The organism is Bacillus cereus group sp. BfR-BA-01331 (assembly GCF_022663915.1).
Classification (GTDB): domain Bacteria; phylum Bacillota; class Bacilli; order Bacillales; family Bacillaceae_G; genus Bacillus_A; species Bacillus_A mycoides.
Genome location: NZ_JAKUGJ010000010.1, coordinates 24819 through 42530 on the forward strand (window position 1 = coordinate 24819; position 17712 = coordinate 42530).

Sequence of the window (17712 nt, forward strand, 5' to 3'; positions counted from 1 at the left end):
CTCACATAAATGAGGGGCATTTTTTTCAATTTCATATGGTAAAATGTTACTATCACATATTATGGGGATGAATCACATTATGTCTATTTCAACTTTAGCTCTCTTATTATTAGCAGAAGTACTCGTCGCCATTATTCTCATCGGTATTAGCATTGAAATTTGTAGTTATGGATGGAAAAAATCGAATGGAATTAAGTACTTTTGTCTCTTAATTTCACTCCTTCTCGGAACAGCTAGCATACTAGGACTTCTCGTTGCACCCGCATATTTCTTCTTACAACTTATAGAAAAAGGCTTATAAGAAAGGATGATATTATGATTACAGTGAAACATATTGATGCATCTGAAACATACTTATTACGTCAAAAGGTTTTGCGTCCCAATCAATCATTAGAAGATTGTAAATACGATTCAGATTACGAAACAGACGCCTTTCATTTAGGTGCATTTTTATATGATGAACTTGTTAGTATCGCCTCTTTCTCTAAAGAAATACATCCTGATTTACAAGCTGGTACCCACTATCGTCTACGAGGAATGGCAACATTACCTAATTTCCGAAACCAGCATGCTGGCAGCTCCTTAACCCGTAAAGCTGAACAAGTCCTCCAAGAACGCGAAGCAAATATTCTATGGTGTAATGCCCGAATTACCGTAGCGGATTATTACAAACGATTAGGCTTCCATGAGCATGGTGAAATCTTCGAGATTGATCCAATAGGACTACATAAAGTAATGTATAAAGAAATATAAGAAAAGCTTTCTGCATATTGCAGAAAGCTTTTCTTATATTTCATTTTCACTTTTTATTTTTTTCATATATATGTATATAAACAAACTAGGAACTAAAAAACAAGCAAACATAATAAGTCCTGTTATACTAATTTCCTTCATTGAAATATCCGGCGTTACAATGATACAAATAGCTAACAGTCCAATAACAATCCCTACTGGAATGAATAATAGTTTCATAAAATAACTACGGGATACTCCCCCTGTATGTTCATACACTTCCACCGAATTTTTTAAGTTTAAAAAATTAATAACTATTATCCCGCCCATAAATACCATTAATAAATCCGAAACACTTTCATATCCTGCCCCTTGCAAGACATAGCGGTAAAAAACAATACTTAGTATTACGATATTTTGTAAGATGAAAGCCAATCTAACATGTTTTAACCCCTCGATCATTAAACGTTCATCTTTCATGATTTTCACCCTATCACTCCTTTTCCTCCCAAAACAAATCATTCAATGTTTTATCTACCACATAACAAATTTTCAAACATAAATCTAAAGACGGGTTGTATTTCCCCTTCTCAATTAAACTAATCGTTTGCCTTGTAACGCCTACTTTTTCTGCTAATTGTTGCTGTGTTAAATCTAACTGAACACGCGCGACTTTTATTTTACTTACAGCCATTCATGTTCCTCCTCTACCTTTATAGTAACATATATATTCCATTAAGTAATTTATATTTTACGTAATTGATTTGTTTTTTTCACTTTATTATACACAAAAAAGGAGCCCCTCATAAGAAGCCCCCTTTCCTATCTCTATACTATAAGAATAAATGACATCCAAATAAAATTGTAAATAAATATAGTAACGGATGTACTTCCATCCCTTTCCCCTTCACAATTTTTAATACTGGATACACTAAAAATCCAATTGCAATTCCATTTGCAATACTAGACGTTAACGGAATACCAACGAAAATTAAAAATGCTGGTAATGCATCTTCAAATTCATTCCAATTAATATCACGAATGCTTTGTGCCATTAAACTACCTACAATAATTAATGAAGGAGCTGTAATAGCAGCTACACTTGATAAAGACGCGATAACAGGGCTGAAAAATGCCGTTATAATCGTTAGACCAACAACTACAATACCTGTTAATCCAGTTTTACCACCTGCAGCAATACCAGCTGACGATTCAATCGTTGCTGCTGTTGGGCTTGTTCCGAAGATAGAACCTGTCGTTCCGCCAATCGCATCTGCAATAAACGCTTTGCCAAAACGTTTCTCTGTATTATCTGTAATTAAACCAGCTTGTTTAATTAAACCGAGTAATGCACCTGTCGTATCAAATAAAAGTACAAGTAAAAATGAAAATACAACACCATATAATCCATACTGAATTACATCTGAAAAAGCATTGATTGGATTTGAAACGATAATACCTTCTGGTAAATGAGGCATCGCTACAATTTTATCCTCAAACTTCAGTTGCCCCGTAAAGAAGGCGATAATTCCTGTTACAATCATACTAATAAATAATGCACCACTCACACGTAATACCATTAATACTGCCGCTAAAATTAAACCAATTAAAGTTAAAATAACGGCTGGAGAATGAAAATCACCAATCGTAACTAAGTTAGATGGATGATCCACGATAATTCCAGATAGACGTAATCCAATAAAAGCAATAAATAGTCCAATTCCACCTGCAATTGCATGTTTTAAACTGTCAGGAATTGCGATAATTAGCTTTTGCCTAAATGAAGTGAAAGATAATAAAAGAAAAATGATACCTGTTACAAATACTGCCGAAAACGCAATGACATACGTAATCCCCTCTGCCTGTTGAACGACAGAATAAGCAAAATATGCATTCATCCCCATAGCTGGAGCAATAACAATTGGATAGTTAGCTAAAAACGCCATACATAGCGTCCCAATAACTGTCGCAATAATAGTTGCCGTAAACGCTTGATCAAATGGTACACCTGCATCAGATAATATTTTCGGATTGATGACAAGAATATACGCAAATGTAAAAAAAGTTGTGATGCCCGCTAAAAGCTCTTGCTTCACAGAAGTGTTATATTTTTGTAATTGAAACATGGCTATGTACCCTTCCTACACCTGAATTATTATCACACATTCTTTTCTTACTAGTATGTGAGAAAATATAATACTTAATCTTAACAATCAATAAAAAGAAGAGTCAATATATTCTCTAATAGTGAGAATTTTAAGTTTAAGTCTGACAAGTTCAGATGTAGTACAGTTCATTTTGATTATTTTTGTAGCATAACAGATAGAAATGTTTTATAATTTGAAATAGTTAAATATTTAGGTAGCTCATTCTACAAGGGGGATTCTTCTTATGCAGCACACAAACAAATCTGGAACTTTAAATCGAGGTTTAAAAGAACGACATATTACTTTAATGTCACTCGGTTCGGCTATTGGCGTTGGGCTATTTTTAGGATCTGCTTCTGCTATTAAACTAGCTGGTCCTTCCATCTTACTAGGTTATATGATCGCTGGACTCGTTATTTTTTTCATTATGCGAGCGCTCGGAGAAATGGCAATTGAACAACCGGTTGCCGGCTCTTTTAGTAAATATGCTAATGATTATATCGGCCCACTTGCTGGCTATATTACTGGTTGGAACTACTGGTTCTTATGGGTTGTTACTTGTATGGCTGAAATTACGGCGGCTGGAATTTACATGCAGTACTGGTTCCCAGATATCCCGCGCTGGACTTGGGCACTACTCGCTCTATTATTAATGAGCGCTTTCAACTTCTTATCAGTAAAAGTATTTGGAGAACTTGAGTTTTGGTTTGCTCTCATTAAAATTGTCACAATTATCTGTATGATAGTGATTGGCTTTGGTATTATTCTATTCGGATTTGGAAATGGCGGCGTTGCAACTGGAATTTCAAATCTTTGGGAGCATGGAGGTTGGTTCCCAAATGGCTTCTCTGGATTATTGCTTTCCTTACAAATGGTATTATTCGCTTATTTAGGGGTCGAACTTATCGGGGTTACAGCTGGTGAAGCTCAAAATCCAAAAAAGACACTTGCAAAAGCAATTGATAACGTATTTTGGAGAATTTTATTATTCTACGTTGGAGCTCTATTCGTTATGATGGCAATTTATCCTTGGAACGAATTTGGTGAGAAAGGAAGCCCCTTCGTACTAACGTTCCAGCAAATCGGTATTGCAAAGGCAGCAGGTATTATTAACTTTGTCGTTTTAACAGCGGCTCTTTCATCTTGTAACGGTGGTTTGTTTAGTACAGGGCGTATGCTATTTACTTTGGCACAACAAAAGAAAGCTCCTGAAAGATTCGGTCGTTTAAATAAAAATGGCATTCCAAGTCAAGGTATTGTAGCAACTGCGATCGTTTTACTTATTGGCGTTATATTAAACTATCTCGTTCCTGCAAAAGTGTTTACATGGCTAACTAGTATTTCAACTTTCGGAGCAATTTGGACTTGGGGTATAATATTAGTCGCTCAAATTAAATTCCGTAAAGGATTGCCAACTGAGAAAAAAGACAAGCTAACGTATAAAATGCCTTTACATCCATTAAGCTCTTACTTCTCACTTGGCTTCCTTGCACTTGTACTAGGTATTATGGCGTATTCAGAAGATACACGAATTGCATTAATCATTGGCCCAATTTGGCTTATCGGCTTAGCTATCGTGTATTACATGAAAGGGTTTCATAAGATCGATGAAACACCTAATTCAAAAATTAGTTAAACCTATGGTCTCTTCCTAATTTACTAGGGAGAGATTTTTTCATTATTCACACAAATATTTCTCAATCGAATTAACGTTATCTTTACACTATTTAATATTTTCTATCTTTATTTTTACAGAAAAATAAATTACATTATTAAAGCACATATATTTATTATTAGGGGGATTCTTCTATGAAGAATAAAAAATGGATTCAATTTTCTTTAGCAACAGCAATTACAATCAGTTTAGGAAGCGCTTATGTTCCATCTACTTATGCCGAAAGCTCTGTAGATCCAGCTCCTGAAATTGCTGCAAAAATTGTAAATCAAAACAATGGGAAAAAAGTATTATTCGATAATACGCACGGTCAAACTGCCGGGACGGCTGATTGGGTTATTGATGGCGGCTTTTCTGATTTCGGAAATGGCATTGCCCAAAACGGATATCATGTAAAAGAACTTCGTAAATCAGCACCTATTACATACGAAGATTTAAAAAACTACAATGTGTTTATCGTTCCAGAAGCTAATATTCCTTACAAAAAATCTGAACAAGATGCAATGTTACAATACGTGAAAAATGGCGGCAGTATCTTCTTCATTGCCGATCATTATAATGCAGATCGTAATAAAAACCGTTGGGACTCTTCCGAAGTATTCAATGGATATAGACGCGGTGCTTGGGATAATCCAGCAAAAGGAATGTCAAACGAGGAAGCAAATTCACAAGCTATGCAAGGAGTCGAAAGCTCTGATTGGCTATCCAATAATTTCGGTATTCGCTTCCGCTATAACGCACTTGGTGATGTTTCAGCTAAAAATATTGTTTCACCTGAACAATCATTCGGAATTACAGAAGGTGTATCATCTGTAGCCATGCATGCCGGCTCTACTCTTGCAATTACAAATCCAAAACTAGCGAAAGGCCTTGTATATCTTCCAGAAAATCCATCAAAATGGAATAACGCTGTTGATAGCGGCGTTTATAACGGTGGTGGCGTTGCAGAGGGTCCTTATGCTGCTATCGCAAAAGTAGGACTTGGAAAAGCTGCCTTTATCGGTGACTCTTCTCCAGTTGAAGATGCGACGCCAAAATATGTTCGTGAAGATTCTGGCCAAACAAAGAAAACTTACGATGGTTATAAAGAAGAAAACGATGCTGTTCTATTAGAAAACATCGTGAATTGGCTAGCGAAGCAAGAAACATTTACAAGCTTAGATCAAGTAAGTGGTTTACAACTTGATGCACCTACAGCTCTACAAACATTTGAACAACCAAGTTTATCAACAGAACCACAACCAGAACCTTGGAGTGCACCAAGTCAAGGTTACCAGTGGTTCAATACAAATACTTTCAAACCAGGTTCATACGGCTATAACGGTGCAGTGACAACGAGTGATTACGTAATTACTCACCCTAGCATTCTACCAAACAATGAAGTGTTCCAAATGACGATTCAAGTAAATAACTTATTACCAAATACAACGTACAATAATTATTCTTTAGGTATTTTCACAACTGGCGGAACACAGGTAGCAAAAGTTCAAAATACAAATGGCACTTGGCCATCTGCTTTTGGATATAGCAGTACATTCTCTTTCATAACAAATAACCAAGGATCTGCTGAAAAAATTGTGAACGTACAACTTGCCCCAAATACAACTGGACAAGCAACACTTCGCCTAAGACAAAACACAACAGCTAAATATAATGAGGCTGTAACGATTGGTAAGAAGTAAAGTAAAGTAAAAGAAAAGGCAATCCGTAAAGGGATTGCCTTCTTCTCACTTCTCTTCTTTTGAGAAAAACATTCTTGAAATAACGATACCTATACTACCTACGATTAAGAATAACACCGCTCTAATCATCATCGACACCTCTGGTAGGTCGAGAAGGAATAACTTCCCTACTGTTACTACTAATACGACTAAGCCCGCATATAATATTTCGTTCATCTGTCTATAACGGCCAAACCAAACTGCAAATAAAGCATATACCATCCATAATAATGATACAGATACGCTAATTATACTTCCATCTGTAGAAAGAACTTCACCGATCCTAGTAATTGTAATAAATACAATAACCATTAACGAGTAGAGCGCTATAGAGTACACATATTTACCAAAACTCGCTAACACTTCTTTCGCTTGTCTCATGCAATAATAGAACGTTCCTATTAAAATAATATGAGCGACAAACCCTGCTGAAATGAACTCATCAAACGGGCTAAAAATCGTCTGTACCATTCCAATCGCATAAATCGTTGCACCTACATACAACTTAATATTTTGCTTTAATTTAATAGCAGTAACCATACCGAGGAAACCTTGTAACAATAATACGATCGCTGCATTCACCAAACTATACTCGTATAAAATCGCTAAACTAAATGATCCCATTGCAAAGCCAAATATTAGATTTGAAAATACAGAATGTTTATTCTTCCTATATTCAAGTACAAACATAACAGCATGCACAAATGCACTTATAACTAATCCCCACGTTGTAAATTCAGGAATTTGAGAAATGGCTAAAATAAAGAAAACTGCATTCGCACTAAATATCGCCAATCGTGCTTCTTGTATAAAACTTCTCTCCGAAAACATATGCCAAAATAATAGTAAATGAATTGCACCGTATACAACTGTTAACTGTACTTGCACATTCTCTACTAATATTGACATAACAACAAAGAAGACAAATAGGACAATTGCCGCAACAACATAAGAAATCATATACAAGTACTTATAACGGTTTCTCAATGCATACCATAATAGGCTAATTGTTAATATCGTCTCATAACTAAAGAAAATATACGTATTAGGAGTCGTACTATTTAACAAGAAAGGAACAAAAAATGCTCCCACCGCCACGAAAATAGCGAGATATTCCGATCTATATCTTTTCGCTAAATAAATCCCTAAAATAACCCATACAATATTACAGATAAACGCAATACTTGCAGGAATAAACTCATATAAATAATGTGCCGCAAACGTTGTTAAAACAATTCCCGTAATACTTCCTCCAGCTAATACTAACCCTAACGCTTGCCGCTCTCTTTTAATTTGTATATCTCCTACGTAATACAAACCGGCAGATAGTACTATACCAAACAAAACTCGTATCGCTGGTGTCAATAATCCGGCATCTACCCCTGCTTTGAATAACCAAATAACGCCAAGTAGCATAATACCGACAAATATGCGTGGTAACCACGTTTGACAAAACTTTATAATATTAAATGGTTCTGGTTTAAATGCAGATATATCTACTTGTTTCACCTCTGGCTCTTGCATGGACTTCCTCGTCTTAACTACATCTTCTTGTAACTTTTCATTACTTACCGCTTCAATATATTCTTTCTTTTCCTTATTAACATTTTGCTGAACTTTATCTACTTCTATTTTTCTTTGTTTCGCTTTCAATTCATAAAGTGTCTCTTGCATCGTTTCAATTGCCGTTTCGAGTGCTTCTATTTTCTTGTTTAAATCCTCCTTCATATGCTCCCCCCTCATCACTCATGTAAAAGCTATATATTACCAATTACCTTTATCATACTATTAGTCTATTCATGTTCGATACCATTTTTCCAAAAAAGAAAGGTGTTTTCCGAAATAGGAAAACACCTCTTACTTATTTCTTCTTATTTATAGCAATACTAGCAATCATACCGAGGCAGGCACCTACAAATGCCGGAACGATCCAACCTACACCTTCTGTATAAAACGGAAGCATTTTTAGTAGTGGTGTCCATTTATTCATCAGTACACTTTTGTTTAAAATATCAATCGCACTAAATACCGCTACGAGTCCAATCGTTACCGAATATACGTATACATACTTTCCAATATACTTATGGAATAACCCTAAAATAATAAGCGTTAGTGCAACTGGATAAATAAATCCAAGAATCGGTACCGATACTTTTAAAATTTGCGTTAATCCTAAATTAGCTAAAACCATACTAACAAAACTTAATATAAATGCCCAAACTTTATAAGATACTTTCGGAAATACACTTGTGAAAAATTGACTACAAGACGTAACAAGTCCGATTGAAACACATAGACAAGCGACAGTAAAAATAAGACCTAATAAAACTAACCCACCTTGTCCAAATAATGTAGTCATAACTTGTGCTAACACTTTCGCACCGTTATCAAATGTACCCAATGAACCACTAATTGAACCAACATATCCAAGAATGACATAAATAATAGTTAGTAATAGTCCTGCTCCAATACCAGCAATACTCATATATTTCGCTAAACCTTTATCATCCGCTACACCTTTTGCACGCAGAGCATTTGCAATAACAATCCCAAATATTAAAGCTGCTAACGCATCCATCGTTAAATATCCATCTAAAAATCCTTGGAACATAGGAGCTTGTCCATAATTTCCTGCAGGCTCTTTCACACTGCCTACTGATGTAAACATACTTTTTATAAATATAATAGCAATCATACATAATAATAAAGGCGTTAACACCTTTCCAAACAAGCCCATTAATTTAGACGGTGATAAACTTAACCAGTAAACAATACTAAAGAAAATAGCCGTGTACAATAACAAAACTACACTACCCGTTTCTGGGAACAACTGGCCTGGCCCCATTTCAAAAGCTAAACTTCCTGCACGTGGTATACCAAGACCTGGTCCAATAAATAAGTACACAATACACGGAAAAATAATTGCAAATGAAGAATGAACCCTGCCTGCTAACGTTTGAAAACTCCCTGCTTTCGCAATAGCGATAACACCTAATATAGGAAGCCCTGTTGCTGATATAATAAAACCTAACAATGCAATCCATACATGTTCTCCTGCTTCATATCCAAGGAAAGGTGGAAATATAAGATTTCCGGCCCCAAAGAACATAGAGAATAACATAAGACTAATAAGCAAAATTTCTTTTTTCTGTAACAATTTCATTTCTTTCTCCTTCTTCAATTTTACCTTACATGAAATCAATTCCACAAATAAAAAATGCGGTAATCCGCTTCCTTACAAAGAAAACATAGTCCATAGTCTATCACAAAAGAAACACCCATTCTATAGCTATTTCCCTTTTCAAATTTCTTCTGAAAAATCAACCTTTATTGACTTATAATAGTTAATAAGGTAAAATATTAATCATACAATACTATTAACTTTGTTTTTTGCTTGTGTCAGGAGGAAAATATTATGGAATCAGCGATACAACTAGAAAGAGAACAACAAAGAAAAAAGAAACATCCTCCAGGTTTATACCTACTCTTCTTTACAGAAATGTGGGAAAGGTTTAGTTACTATGGATTACGAGGATTATTAACATTATATTTAACAACAGCTTTAGTAAGTGGTGGTCTTGGGTTTAGTCCCGCTTGGGCACTCTCTATTTACGGATTTTATACTGGTGCTTGTTATTTCACACCATTGATCGGTGGATACTTAACGGACCGTTTTCTAGGCAAACGAAAAGCCATCACAATTGGTGGTATAACAATGGCAATCGGTAACCTTACACTATTTGCCTTGCAAAACCAAGTCGGTCTATACCTCGGATTAGCGCTTATTATTATTGGTAATGGATTCTTCAAACCGAATATCTCTACACTTGTTGGAGAATTATACGAAGAGCACGATCCAAAACGTGATAGTGCATTTACAATATTCTACATGGGTATTAACGTCGGTTCATTTTTAGCTCCACTCGTTTGCGGATTTTTATCAGAAAATTTATTTAAAACAACAGTGGACGGTGTTGTTCATTTCGGATTCCGTTACGGTTTCTTAGCCGCTTCAATCGGAATGATCATTGGACAAATTTTATTTACAACACTATCAAATCGCTTCCTTGGTGATATCGGTAAAAAACCAACTCGCGATTTGCAAACGGCTGCTGGACAACAAACAATAGGAAATACACCGTTAACAAAAAAAGAAAAACAACGTACAACAGTTATCGTCATTTTAACATGCTTTGTTGTCTTCTTCTGGGCTGGATTTGAACAAGCTGGTAGTTCGTTAACATTATATACAAACAAATTTGTAGACCGCTCTGTGTTCGGATGGGAAGTTCCAACATCTTGGTTCCAATCGGTCAATCCGTTATTTATTATTTTACTTGCACCAGCTATTTCAGCATTATGGGCGAAACTGGCAACTAGAAAAAATGGTGACATGAAAATCCCAACAAAAATGGGACTTGGTATGATCTTACTCGGTATCGGTTATATTGTTCTTGTTATCGCTACGTTAAAAACAGGCAGTGACGAACATAACATTACAGAAAAAGCAAACTTACTATTTATCGTCTTTACGTATCTTTTCCATACGTTAGGTGAGCTATTCTTATCACCTGTCGGGCTATCAATGGTTAGTGCTCTCGCTCCAGTAAAACTTGCTTCTTTATTAATGGGAGTATGGTTAGCAAGCTCAGGTATTGCTAATATTTTAGGCGGACAGCTTGCAAGCTTCACAACTTCACTTGGATATGCTGAAGTATTCACAGTTATTGGCGCTGTGGCGATCGTTTTAGGTTGTGTTTTATTATCAATTTCTAAGAAATTAGTGAAATGGATGGATTAAAAAAGAAGGTTCACTCTTTAAAGAGTGAACCTTCTTTTTTCTTTATTTCTTAGCCTTTGTTCCTACTAAATCACCAGCAACAACGTAACGCTTAGAATTATCCTTAACGGATACACATGTAATAAGCGTTATTTCATCTTTCCCATGATCCTCGACAACTTCCCATTTATCAGGAGTTACTTCAGATACACCAGTAACCGCATATTCATATTCGTTTTCATTATCATACAAATACATTTTATCGCCTTTTTTTAAAGAGGCTACATCACTAAATAAAACACCTTTTTTAGACATGTTATGTCCTGCTAATGCATAATTCCCTTTTCCCATTACTTGATTTTCTTTTACTGTTGCTGCACCTGATAATAGGTTTTTCTCAGTAGAAGATTTTAAAACAGGAAGTTCTAATGAAACACTCGGAATCGAAATACGACCAATTACTTGTTTCTTATCTAATGATGCACTCGCTACTTCTGCCAAGTCTGGTTGATCAATTTTCGAAGCATCTACAAATTCCGTCTCATGTTTTTCATAATCCATTTTTTGAACAGCTTGCACATTCGCTGTCTGCTTCTTTTCAGCCTGATATCCATCATAAAATGGCTTTCCGATTAACACACCACCTACAACAAATAGAAGGATTGCTACTATACTATAAATTCTTTGCTTATTCATATACAATTCCTTTCCGTTACAAAATCTTACTCTATATAAAATGATAAGATAATATTGCTATATGTACAAGTGTAAGATGAAAAGAAACCTTCTTGCCGATGCAAGAAGGTTTCTTTTTAAGCGATTTTATTTCGATATAAGGATACGTGAAAAATCGTCATTTGAATAAAGAAAATACTAAATGCAATATATATTGGATATGCAGGAACATATAGATTAGCAATTGGAGAAAGAGTTAAAAAACCAACCGCACAAGGCAACACGTACCATAGTGACATAAATGTAGTACGACAAGCCTTTTCTGTAATTGCCTTTTCTCTCTCATCCTCTTGAGGAAATAATAGTGGAAACATCCAATACGAGAGCTCTTTATATTTTTTCTTTTGAATTTTATAAAGAACAGTCGATACAATACCAAATATTAAAAGTAATCCTAGCGGCATTAAACTCAGTGAAATTTCAGATGGTACTCTCTCCGTTTGAATAAAATTAGCGACTTCAATAGTAAAATAATACAACTCAATAAACGCCCAACCTGCTAATACCATTAAAAGTACATTTAGCATATAAGAAAATACGAGTCTACTCATCCTCTTCCCCCTCCTTATTTAAAACAAACACATCTTCCATCTTTAACTCGAATACATCACAAATCGTCAATGCTAGTAACAATGAAGGAACGTAATCCCCCTTTTCAATTGCTGCAATTGTTTGTCTCGTCACTCCGACTTTTTCCGCTAATACACTTTGTGTAAAATTAAAACGCGCTCTTAATTCCTTCACCCTGTTTAAAATGGTCAATTTTACCACCTCTCACCATTATTGTATGCTATTCTTAACAAAATGTAAACTCAACTTAACATTATTTCCACAAAAAAATCCAACTCTACGTATTGTAAAGTTGGATTTCGTTTTAGTTTAAAATTGTAACTTTAACATTTTTTCTGCCCCAATTACTAGACGAAGCTTTATCCGGCATTAAAACATCGATTTTGTGACCTTTAATCGCGCCACCAGTATCTGCTGCAATTGCAATTCCATAGCCTTCAACATTTACAGTAGATCCTAATGGAATAACAGATGGATCCACCGCAATTAATTTCATTCCTGGGTTTGCAGTTAGATTATAACCTCCCCATGCAGAATATACTTGTTGACCTGCTGCATAACCATTTTCAGATGGATCTGCTGTATAAGCTGTTGCGTGTACATACATTTCTTTTCCGCCAGCAGTTACTTTAGGCTGTTCAGGCTCTACTTTCGAACTATTATTAGCAACTGGTTCAGCTGGTTTATTAGCTTTTTCTTGCTTTTGCTTTTCAGCAACTTCCGCTTGCGCTTTCGCTAAAGCTTCTTGCTCAGCCTTTGCAGCTGCTTCCGCTTTTGCACGCTCTTCCGCTGCAATTCTTGCCGCTTCTTGTTCACGAGCGATTGTTTCTTGTACTGCCTTCATATTTGATTCAATTTTAGCCTTTTCTTCTGCTGCTAAATTAAGTTGGCTTGCAACCTGATTATATTTAGCTTGAACTGTTTGTAAGTTATCTTGACGTTTTTTCAAGTTATCTTGCAAATCAGCTTGTGCTTTTGCTAATTTTTGTTTATCTACTACTAAAGATGCTTCTTTTTCATCAATCTCTTTTTTATCTTCTTCAATTTGACGAAGATCTTGTTCTTGTAGACGTAAAATTTCTTTATCTGCTTCTAGAATAGTCGTAACTGCGTTCATACGTTGTATGAAATCTGCAAAGTTTTTTGATTCTACAACAACTTCTACTACTAAACTCGTATTTGAGCTATTTTGAACAGAAACCATACGTTTTTTCATAATATCCTTACGAGCAAGGACTTTATCTTCTAAAACGACAATTTCGTTCTTTTTTTGTTCAATCTGCTTATGTGTTTCATCGATTTTCCGTTGAATAGCAGCTTGATCCTCTTTATTTTTTGCAATTGTATTATTTAAATTATGTAGTTCATTTTCGATACCTTGAATTTCTTTACTAACAGCTTGCTTCTCTTGCTCTTTCTTCTGCATATCTGCATCGTTTTGCTGCAATTGCTGTTGCATGTTGTTAAGTTTCTCGTCGTTTGACTCTGCTTTTACAGCGACTGTACTAGAAAGAACGATAATTCCTGCTAATACTAGACTACTGATTCGCTTAAAATAGTTCATAATCCGACTCCCTTCTTATACAGTTATACATGATTTATTTTACAGTTTGTTTACAGGACCATTAAATACAGTTTATTTTTCATGACAAAAAAAGAGAATTGTGAACAAAATGTAATAGATTCTTAAATATTTAACAATTCCTATATTTAAAAATTATAAAAGATGCTAAAATCCAAATATAGAGAAATTAAAAATCCCAAAGGCGGTTGAATTAAATAAAATGTTTACTCAAAAGAAATCACTCCAACATAAAATTGATCAACTAGAAACTCATATACATGAACTAGAAGCAGAATTAAAACAAAAAGATGTGGAAAAACAAGAAATTATATCTTCTATCCATAATCGTGTAAAAAGCGTTATGCAAGAGCACGAACTTGTAAATAGCCAACATCATACACTCCAAAACTTAATTCAACAATTGAACGCATGCTTTGAAAATGTTTCTATGCGCACTACACATTCCAACGAATTAAATAACGAAATGCTACAAAAAGAGCAAAGCTTAATTCAATCTATTGAAGAAATTATCGATTGCTCTAATGAAGGAAAAGAATCCGTTCATCGCTTACTCATTGTAATTAATAGATTAGGTGAACAATCTCAACGTACTTCTAATAGTATGAATCATTTAAGCGAACGCTCTAAAGAAATTGAACAAATTGTAGAAGTGATTCAAAACATTGCAGCACAAACAAATTTACTAGCGTTGAATGCAAGTATTGAAGCTGCACGTGCTGGAGAACACGGTAAAGGATTTGCTGTTGTTGCTAATGAAGTAAGAAAACTAGCTGAAAGTACAGCTGAAAGTACAAAAAACATCGGTAACTTAACGAAAAAAATTCAAGAAGAAATTGAAAAAGCATATGAAAATACAAAAGATAATTTACATTTAGTTGATGAAGGTGTTGAAATGAGCGCTGATACTAACGCTAGAATTGAAAATATTTTAATGATGATTCAAACATTACAAAGTGGCGCTACAAATGTTATTAAAGCTATCGAAAACCAAAAATCTTGTAACGATGATATATTACGAGAATTTGCAAACACACAACAAATGTTCCAAAAATTAAACACTACTATTATGAATCATATTAATGATGCTGAAAAAGTCGATGTTCAATTATCAAAAAGTATTCAAAAAATAGTAGGTTTTCAGTAATGTAAAAAACCCCCTATGACGTCATAGGGGATTTTTATTATATTTCGAATATTATTTTCTTCTCAATATTCACTCTCTCTTTTGTTATAATAGAAAAGTTATTTCTTTCGACTAATACACAAGGAGGATGTTATGGAACAATTTTATTACATTTTAAAATATTTAATTCTTGGTCTATTCCAAGGACTAACAGAACCAATTCCGATTTCTTCAAGCGGTCACCTCGTTTTAGCACAGCATTTGCTAGGACTAAAAATAGAAGGGTTTAGCTTTGAGCTACTTGTTAATTCAGCTTCATTATTAGCTGTATTACTTATTTATAGAAATGACTTAATTCGTCTAACAAAGAATGGTCTATCTTATATATTCACAAGAGCAGAAGATGCAAAATCAGATTTCTTCTTTATTATTTACCTTGTTATTGCAACCATTCCAGCAGGTGTAATTGGAGTTTTATTTAAAGATTATATCGACCACTATTTAAAAGGTGTTAAAATGGTTGGGATTTCCCTTCTTATTACTGCTATCGGCCTTTGGATTATTCGAAACTTGCGTGGACGTAAAAATGATGGCGACCTTTCTATGAAAGATGCAATCATTATTGGTCTAGCACAAGCTTGCGCACTAATTCCTGGTATAAGCAGATCAGGTGCTACAATCGTGGCAGCAATGTTACTTGGTATGAAGCAAGAAACAGCTCTTCGCTTCTCATTCTTACTATACATTCCTGTTAGCTTAGGTGGTTTATTGTTAAGTATTACAGACATTGCAAACGATCCAAATTTAGATACATTATTTGTACCTTATATTGTTGCTTTCATCGCAACATTTGTCATGACATATATTTCATTAAAATGGTTTATGAACATTATGGCAAAAGGAAATTTAAAATACTTCTCTTTCTACTGTATTATCGTAGGTGTGCTAACTATCATTTTCTTATAAAATGAAACTTTAATCAGTGGGGGTTTTGTTCATCCCCCCTGCTGCCTAACTTCTTTGCTCCACCTGAATTTTGAGGTGGGAGTTTTACTGCCCACAAATAGCGCGATAAAAAACCACTTACTGCCCTCATACAGTAAGTGGTTTTTCCTTATGCATAAACTTTCTTTTCCTGACAATACAAGCGAATAACATGTGTATTTTTTTGAAATAAATCATGTGTTAAGCGAATAATAATAAAATTTCGTTTTGTATTATCATCATGAACAAAAATCTGTTCCCCCTCTTGAAAACGCCATGTGCTTTCAAAAGTTGTAATATGATCCCCGCTTACCGAAAAAAGCTCATATTGCATATCATGTACCCTCTTTCAACTTGTATAATCATAATATCTTTATATTAAACTTATTATAGCTTAATCTATTTTAAATTTGTAATTTTTTCTATTTCGAGCTATTTCAACTTTGTTTTACATTCTTTTAAGCGCTATAATGATAAACGAAATTTCATTGAAAGGAGCTTCATTTTGACTGCATATTTATTTCCAGTAAAAACAGCTTTTATTTTATTTCCTATTTTAGCAATGTTTCTATTAATTCCTTTTTTAATATTTAATTATCGAAAATATGGTTATTTAAATAAATGGCGCTCATTTATTTTATACTCATTATTACTTTACTTATTAAATGCCTATTTTCTTGTTATTTTGCCGTTACCACAAACGTATGATACTTGTAGCCTACAACCCGCTAATACACAGCATATGCAACTCTCACCATTTTATTTCATACAAGAGATTAGTAATCATACATCGGCAATTTTAACGAAACCTACTACTTATTTCTTGTTATTAAAAGAATCTGCATTTTTACAAGTTGCTTTTAACGTTCTATTAACCGTTCCATTCGGTATTTACTTACGTTATTATTTCCAACGTAGTTTCTTCCAAACAGTGTGCATTTCTTTTTGCCTTTCACTGTTCTTTGAATTAACACAAGTAACTGGATTATATGGTATTTATAATTGTGCATATCGCTTATTCGATATCGACGATCTGTTTTTAAACACACTAGGCGGCGTAATCGGTTTTATCATTGCGCCAATATTTACGTACTTCCTGCCAAAAACAAGCGAATTAGATAGTCATATTGATTTGGAAACGAAACCAGTCGGATTCGTTCGTCGTCTCATCGCTATGCAAATTGATTGGATCTTCTTATCTATCGTTGTACCTTTCATTAAAAACAAAGGAAACTCACTATTTATTTCTAACATCCAATCTTATACAAATGTATACGAACTCCTTTTCATCGCATGTTCAATCTTAATTTACTTTATTATCATCCCATACTTTACAAATGGAAGAACAATAGGGAAAGCGTTGCTTCGTATTTACATTAAAGGACAAGCAGAGCGTATTACACTAAAAGAATTATTCATTCGTTACGGTATATTCTATTTCATTTTAGGTGGAATCAATTACATTCTTTCTAGTAGCTCTATTTTAAATCATACAGAGTCTTTAGTATTACTAGTTATACTGTTATTCCAATTTGTAATTAACGGGCTATTTATTATTCATGTTTTATTACATGTATTTAGTAGTGATAAATTACTATTTTACGAGCGTATTAGTCATACAAGAAATGCAATTACACTTAAAAAAGCTGACAAATACTAA

The 17712-nt window shown here is 34.3% G+C and carries 17 protein-coding genes and 1 pseudogene; 8 read left to right on the forward strand and 10 right to left on the reverse strand.

Annotated features, from left to right (window positions below):
* The first annotated feature begins 43 nt into the window (after positions 1–43).
* Both MR155_RS18510 and MR155_RS18515 read left to right on the forward strand, forming a co-directional pair.
* A complete protein-coding gene (locus MR155_RS18510) occupies positions 44–301 on the forward strand; it encodes a DUF4022 family protein (protein WP_002010596.1) in 258 nt (85 codons plus the stop codon).
* Between the two features lie 14 nt (positions 302–315).
* Entirely contained in the window at positions 316–753 is a 438-nt protein-coding gene (locus MR155_RS18515; RefSeq protein ID WP_219300043.1) for a GNAT family N-acetyltransferase, read from the forward strand.
* A 33-nt stretch (positions 754–786) separates the two neighbouring features.
* Here MR155_RS18515 and MR155_RS18520 read toward each other — a convergent pair whose 3' ends face one another.
* The 3 genes from MR155_RS18520 to MR155_RS18530 form a co-directional block, all read right to left on the reverse strand.
* A complete protein-coding gene (locus tag MR155_RS18520; RefSeq protein WP_242310813.1) occupies positions 787–1221 on the reverse strand; it encodes a hypothetical protein in 435 nt (144 codons plus the stop codon).
* 4 nt (positions 1222–1225) lie between these two features.
* A complete protein-coding gene (locus MR155_RS18525) occupies positions 1226–1426 on the reverse strand; it encodes a helix-turn-helix transcriptional regulator (RefSeq protein ID WP_002204406.1) in 201 nt (66 codons plus the stop codon).
* Positions 1427–1565: 139 nt separating this feature from the next.
* A complete protein-coding gene (locus MR155_RS18530; protein ID WP_002029772.1) occupies positions 1566–2858 on the reverse strand; it encodes an NCS2 family permease in 1293 nt (430 codons plus the stop codon).
* 265 nt (positions 2859–3123) lie between these two features.
* On the opposite strand from MR155_RS18530, the gene MR155_RS18535 reads away from it, so the two are divergent.
* Together MR155_RS18535 and MR155_RS18540 are read left to right on the forward strand one after the other, a co-directional pair.
* Positions 3124–4515 carry an amino acid permease gene (locus MR155_RS18535; protein WP_219300046.1) on the forward strand — a complete coding sequence of 464 codons (1392 nt, stop codon included), beginning with the start codon at positions 3124–3126 and terminating at the stop codon, positions 4513–4515.
* Positions 4516–4688: 173 nt separating this feature from the next.
* Positions 4689–6236: a DNA-binding protein gene (locus MR155_RS18540; RefSeq protein WP_242310814.1), complete on the forward strand. Its 1548-nt coding sequence runs from the start codon at positions 4689–4691 to the stop codon at positions 6234–6236.
* A 45-nt stretch (positions 6237–6281) separates the two neighbouring features.
* Here MR155_RS18540 and MR155_RS18545 read toward each other — a convergent pair whose 3' ends face one another.
* Both MR155_RS18545 and brnQ1 read right to left on the reverse strand, forming a co-directional pair.
* Positions 6282–8003, reverse strand: coding sequence for a DUF2339 domain-containing protein (locus MR155_RS18545; protein ID WP_242310815.1), 1722 nt, complete (start codon positions 8001–8003; stop codon positions 6282–6284).
* 133 nt (positions 8004–8136) lie between these two features.
* Positions 8137–9438: a branched-chain amino acid transport system II carrier protein BrnQ1 gene (brnQ1, locus tag MR155_RS18550; RefSeq protein WP_242310816.1), complete on the reverse strand. Its 1302-nt coding sequence runs from the start codon at positions 9436–9438 to the stop codon at positions 8137–8139.
* A 252-nt stretch (positions 9439–9690) separates the two neighbouring features.
* On the opposite strand from brnQ1, the gene MR155_RS18555 reads away from it, so the two are divergent.
* On the forward strand, positions 9691–11076 hold the full coding sequence (locus tag MR155_RS18555) for a peptide MFS transporter (protein WP_242310817.1): 1386 nt from the start codon (positions 9691–9693) through the stop codon (positions 11074–11076).
* Positions 11077–11118: 42 nt separating this feature from the next.
* Here the strand turns inward: MR155_RS18555 and MR155_RS18560 are convergent, their stop codons facing one another.
* The 4 genes from MR155_RS18560 to MR155_RS18575 all read right to left on the reverse strand — a co-directional run bounded on the left by MR155_RS18560 (position 11119) and on the right by MR155_RS18575 (position 13924).
* Positions 11119–11751 carry a class A sortase gene (locus MR155_RS18560; RefSeq protein WP_219300054.1) on the reverse strand — a complete coding sequence of 211 codons (633 nt, stop codon included), beginning with the start codon at positions 11749–11751 and terminating at the stop codon, positions 11119–11121.
* A 116-nt stretch (positions 11752–11867) separates the two neighbouring features.
* Positions 11868–12341 (reverse strand): hypothetical protein, encoded by a 474-nt coding sequence (locus MR155_RS18565; protein ID WP_000089016.1) that lies wholly within the window; start codon positions 12339–12341, stop codon positions 11868–11870.
* Entirely contained in the window at positions 12334–12552 is a 219-nt protein-coding gene (locus MR155_RS18570) for a helix-turn-helix transcriptional regulator (protein WP_002167109.1), read from the reverse strand. Before MR155_RS18570 ends, MR155_RS18565 begins: the two co-directional genes overlap by 8 nt.
* Positions 12553–12664: 112 nt before the next feature.
* Entirely contained in the window at positions 12665–13924 is a 1260-nt protein-coding gene (locus MR155_RS18575; protein WP_002134418.1) for a 3D domain-containing protein, read from the reverse strand.
* A 661-nt stretch (positions 13925–14585) separates the two neighbouring features.
* Here MR155_RS18575 and MR155_RS32260 point away from each other — a divergent pair.
* Together MR155_RS32260 and MR155_RS18585 are read left to right on the forward strand one after the other, a co-directional pair.
* Positions 14586–15089: pseudogene (locus MR155_RS32260) on the forward strand (methyl-accepting chemotaxis protein); the annotation flags it as partial.
* A 132-nt stretch (positions 15090–15221) separates the two neighbouring features.
* Positions 15222–16034, forward strand: a complete 813-nt coding sequence (locus MR155_RS18585; protein ID WP_002010553.1) for an undecaprenyl-diphosphate phosphatase — start codon at positions 15222–15224, stop codon at positions 16032–16034.
* A 148-nt stretch (positions 16035–16182) separates the two neighbouring features.
* Here MR155_RS18585 and MR155_RS18590 read toward each other — a convergent pair whose 3' ends face one another.
* Positions 16183–16386 (reverse strand): hypothetical protein, encoded by a 204-nt coding sequence (locus tag MR155_RS18590; protein ID WP_002010557.1) that lies wholly within the window; start codon positions 16384–16386, stop codon positions 16183–16185.
* Positions 16387–16557: 171 nt separating this feature from the next.
* Between MR155_RS18590 and MR155_RS18595 the strand changes: the two genes are divergently transcribed.
* Positions 16558–17712: a VanZ family protein gene (locus tag MR155_RS18595; RefSeq protein ID WP_219300060.1), complete on the forward strand. Its 1155-nt coding sequence runs from the start codon at positions 16558–16560 to the stop codon at positions 17710–17712.

What these genes read in the sequence shown, in the direction of transcription:
- MR155_RS18510 (WP_002010596.1), top strand. Translation starts at nt 44, where the DNA reads ATGTTACTATCACATATTATGGGGATGAATCACATTATGTCTATTTCA.
- MR155_RS18515 (WP_219300043.1), top strand. Translation starts at nt 316, where the DNA reads ATGATTACAGTGAAACATATTGATGCATCTGAAACATACTTATTACGT.
- MR155_RS18525 (WP_002204406.1), bottom strand. Translation starts at nt 1,426, where the DNA reads ATGGCTGTAAGTAAAATAAAAGTCGCGCGTGTTCAGTTAGATTTAACA.
- MR155_RS18530 (WP_002029772.1), bottom strand. Translation starts at nt 2,858, where the DNA reads ATGTTTCAATTACAAAAATATAACACTTCTGTGAAGCAAGAGCTTTTA.
- MR155_RS18535 (WP_219300046.1), top strand. Translation starts at nt 3,124, where the DNA reads ATGCAGCACACAAACAAATCTGGAACTTTAAATCGAGGTTTAAAAGAA.
- MR155_RS18540 (WP_242310814.1), top strand. Translation starts at nt 4,689, where the DNA reads ATGAAGAATAAAAAATGGATTCAATTTTCTTTAGCAACAGCAATTACA.
- MR155_RS18545 (WP_242310815.1), bottom strand. Translation starts at nt 8,003, where the DNA reads ATGAAGGAGGATTTAAACAAGAAAATAGAAGCACTCGAAACGGCAATT.
- brnQ1 (WP_242310816.1), bottom strand. Translation starts at nt 9,438, where the DNA reads ATGAAATTGTTACAGAAAAAAGAAATTTTGCTTATTAGTCTTATGTTA.
- MR155_RS18555 (WP_242310817.1), top strand. Translation starts at nt 9,691, where the DNA reads ATGGAATCAGCGATACAACTAGAAAGAGAACAACAAAGAAAAAAGAAA.
- MR155_RS18560 (WP_219300054.1), bottom strand. Translation starts at nt 11,751, where the DNA reads ATGAATAAGCAAAGAATTTATAGTATAGTAGCAATCCTTCTATTTGTT.
- MR155_RS18565 (WP_000089016.1), bottom strand. Translation starts at nt 12,341, where the DNA reads ATGAGTAGACTCGTATTTTCTTATATGCTAAATGTACTTTTAATGGTA.
- MR155_RS18575 (WP_002134418.1), bottom strand. Translation starts at nt 13,924, where the DNA reads ATGAACTATTTTAAGCGAATCAGTAGTCTAGTATTAGCAGGAATTATC.
- MR155_RS18585 (WP_002010553.1), top strand. Translation starts at nt 15,222, where the DNA reads ATGGAACAATTTTATTACATTTTAAAATATTTAATTCTTGGTCTATTC.
- MR155_RS18590 (WP_002010557.1), bottom strand. Translation starts at nt 16,386, where the DNA reads ATGCAATATGAGCTTTTTTCGGTAAGCGGGGATCATATTACAACTTTT.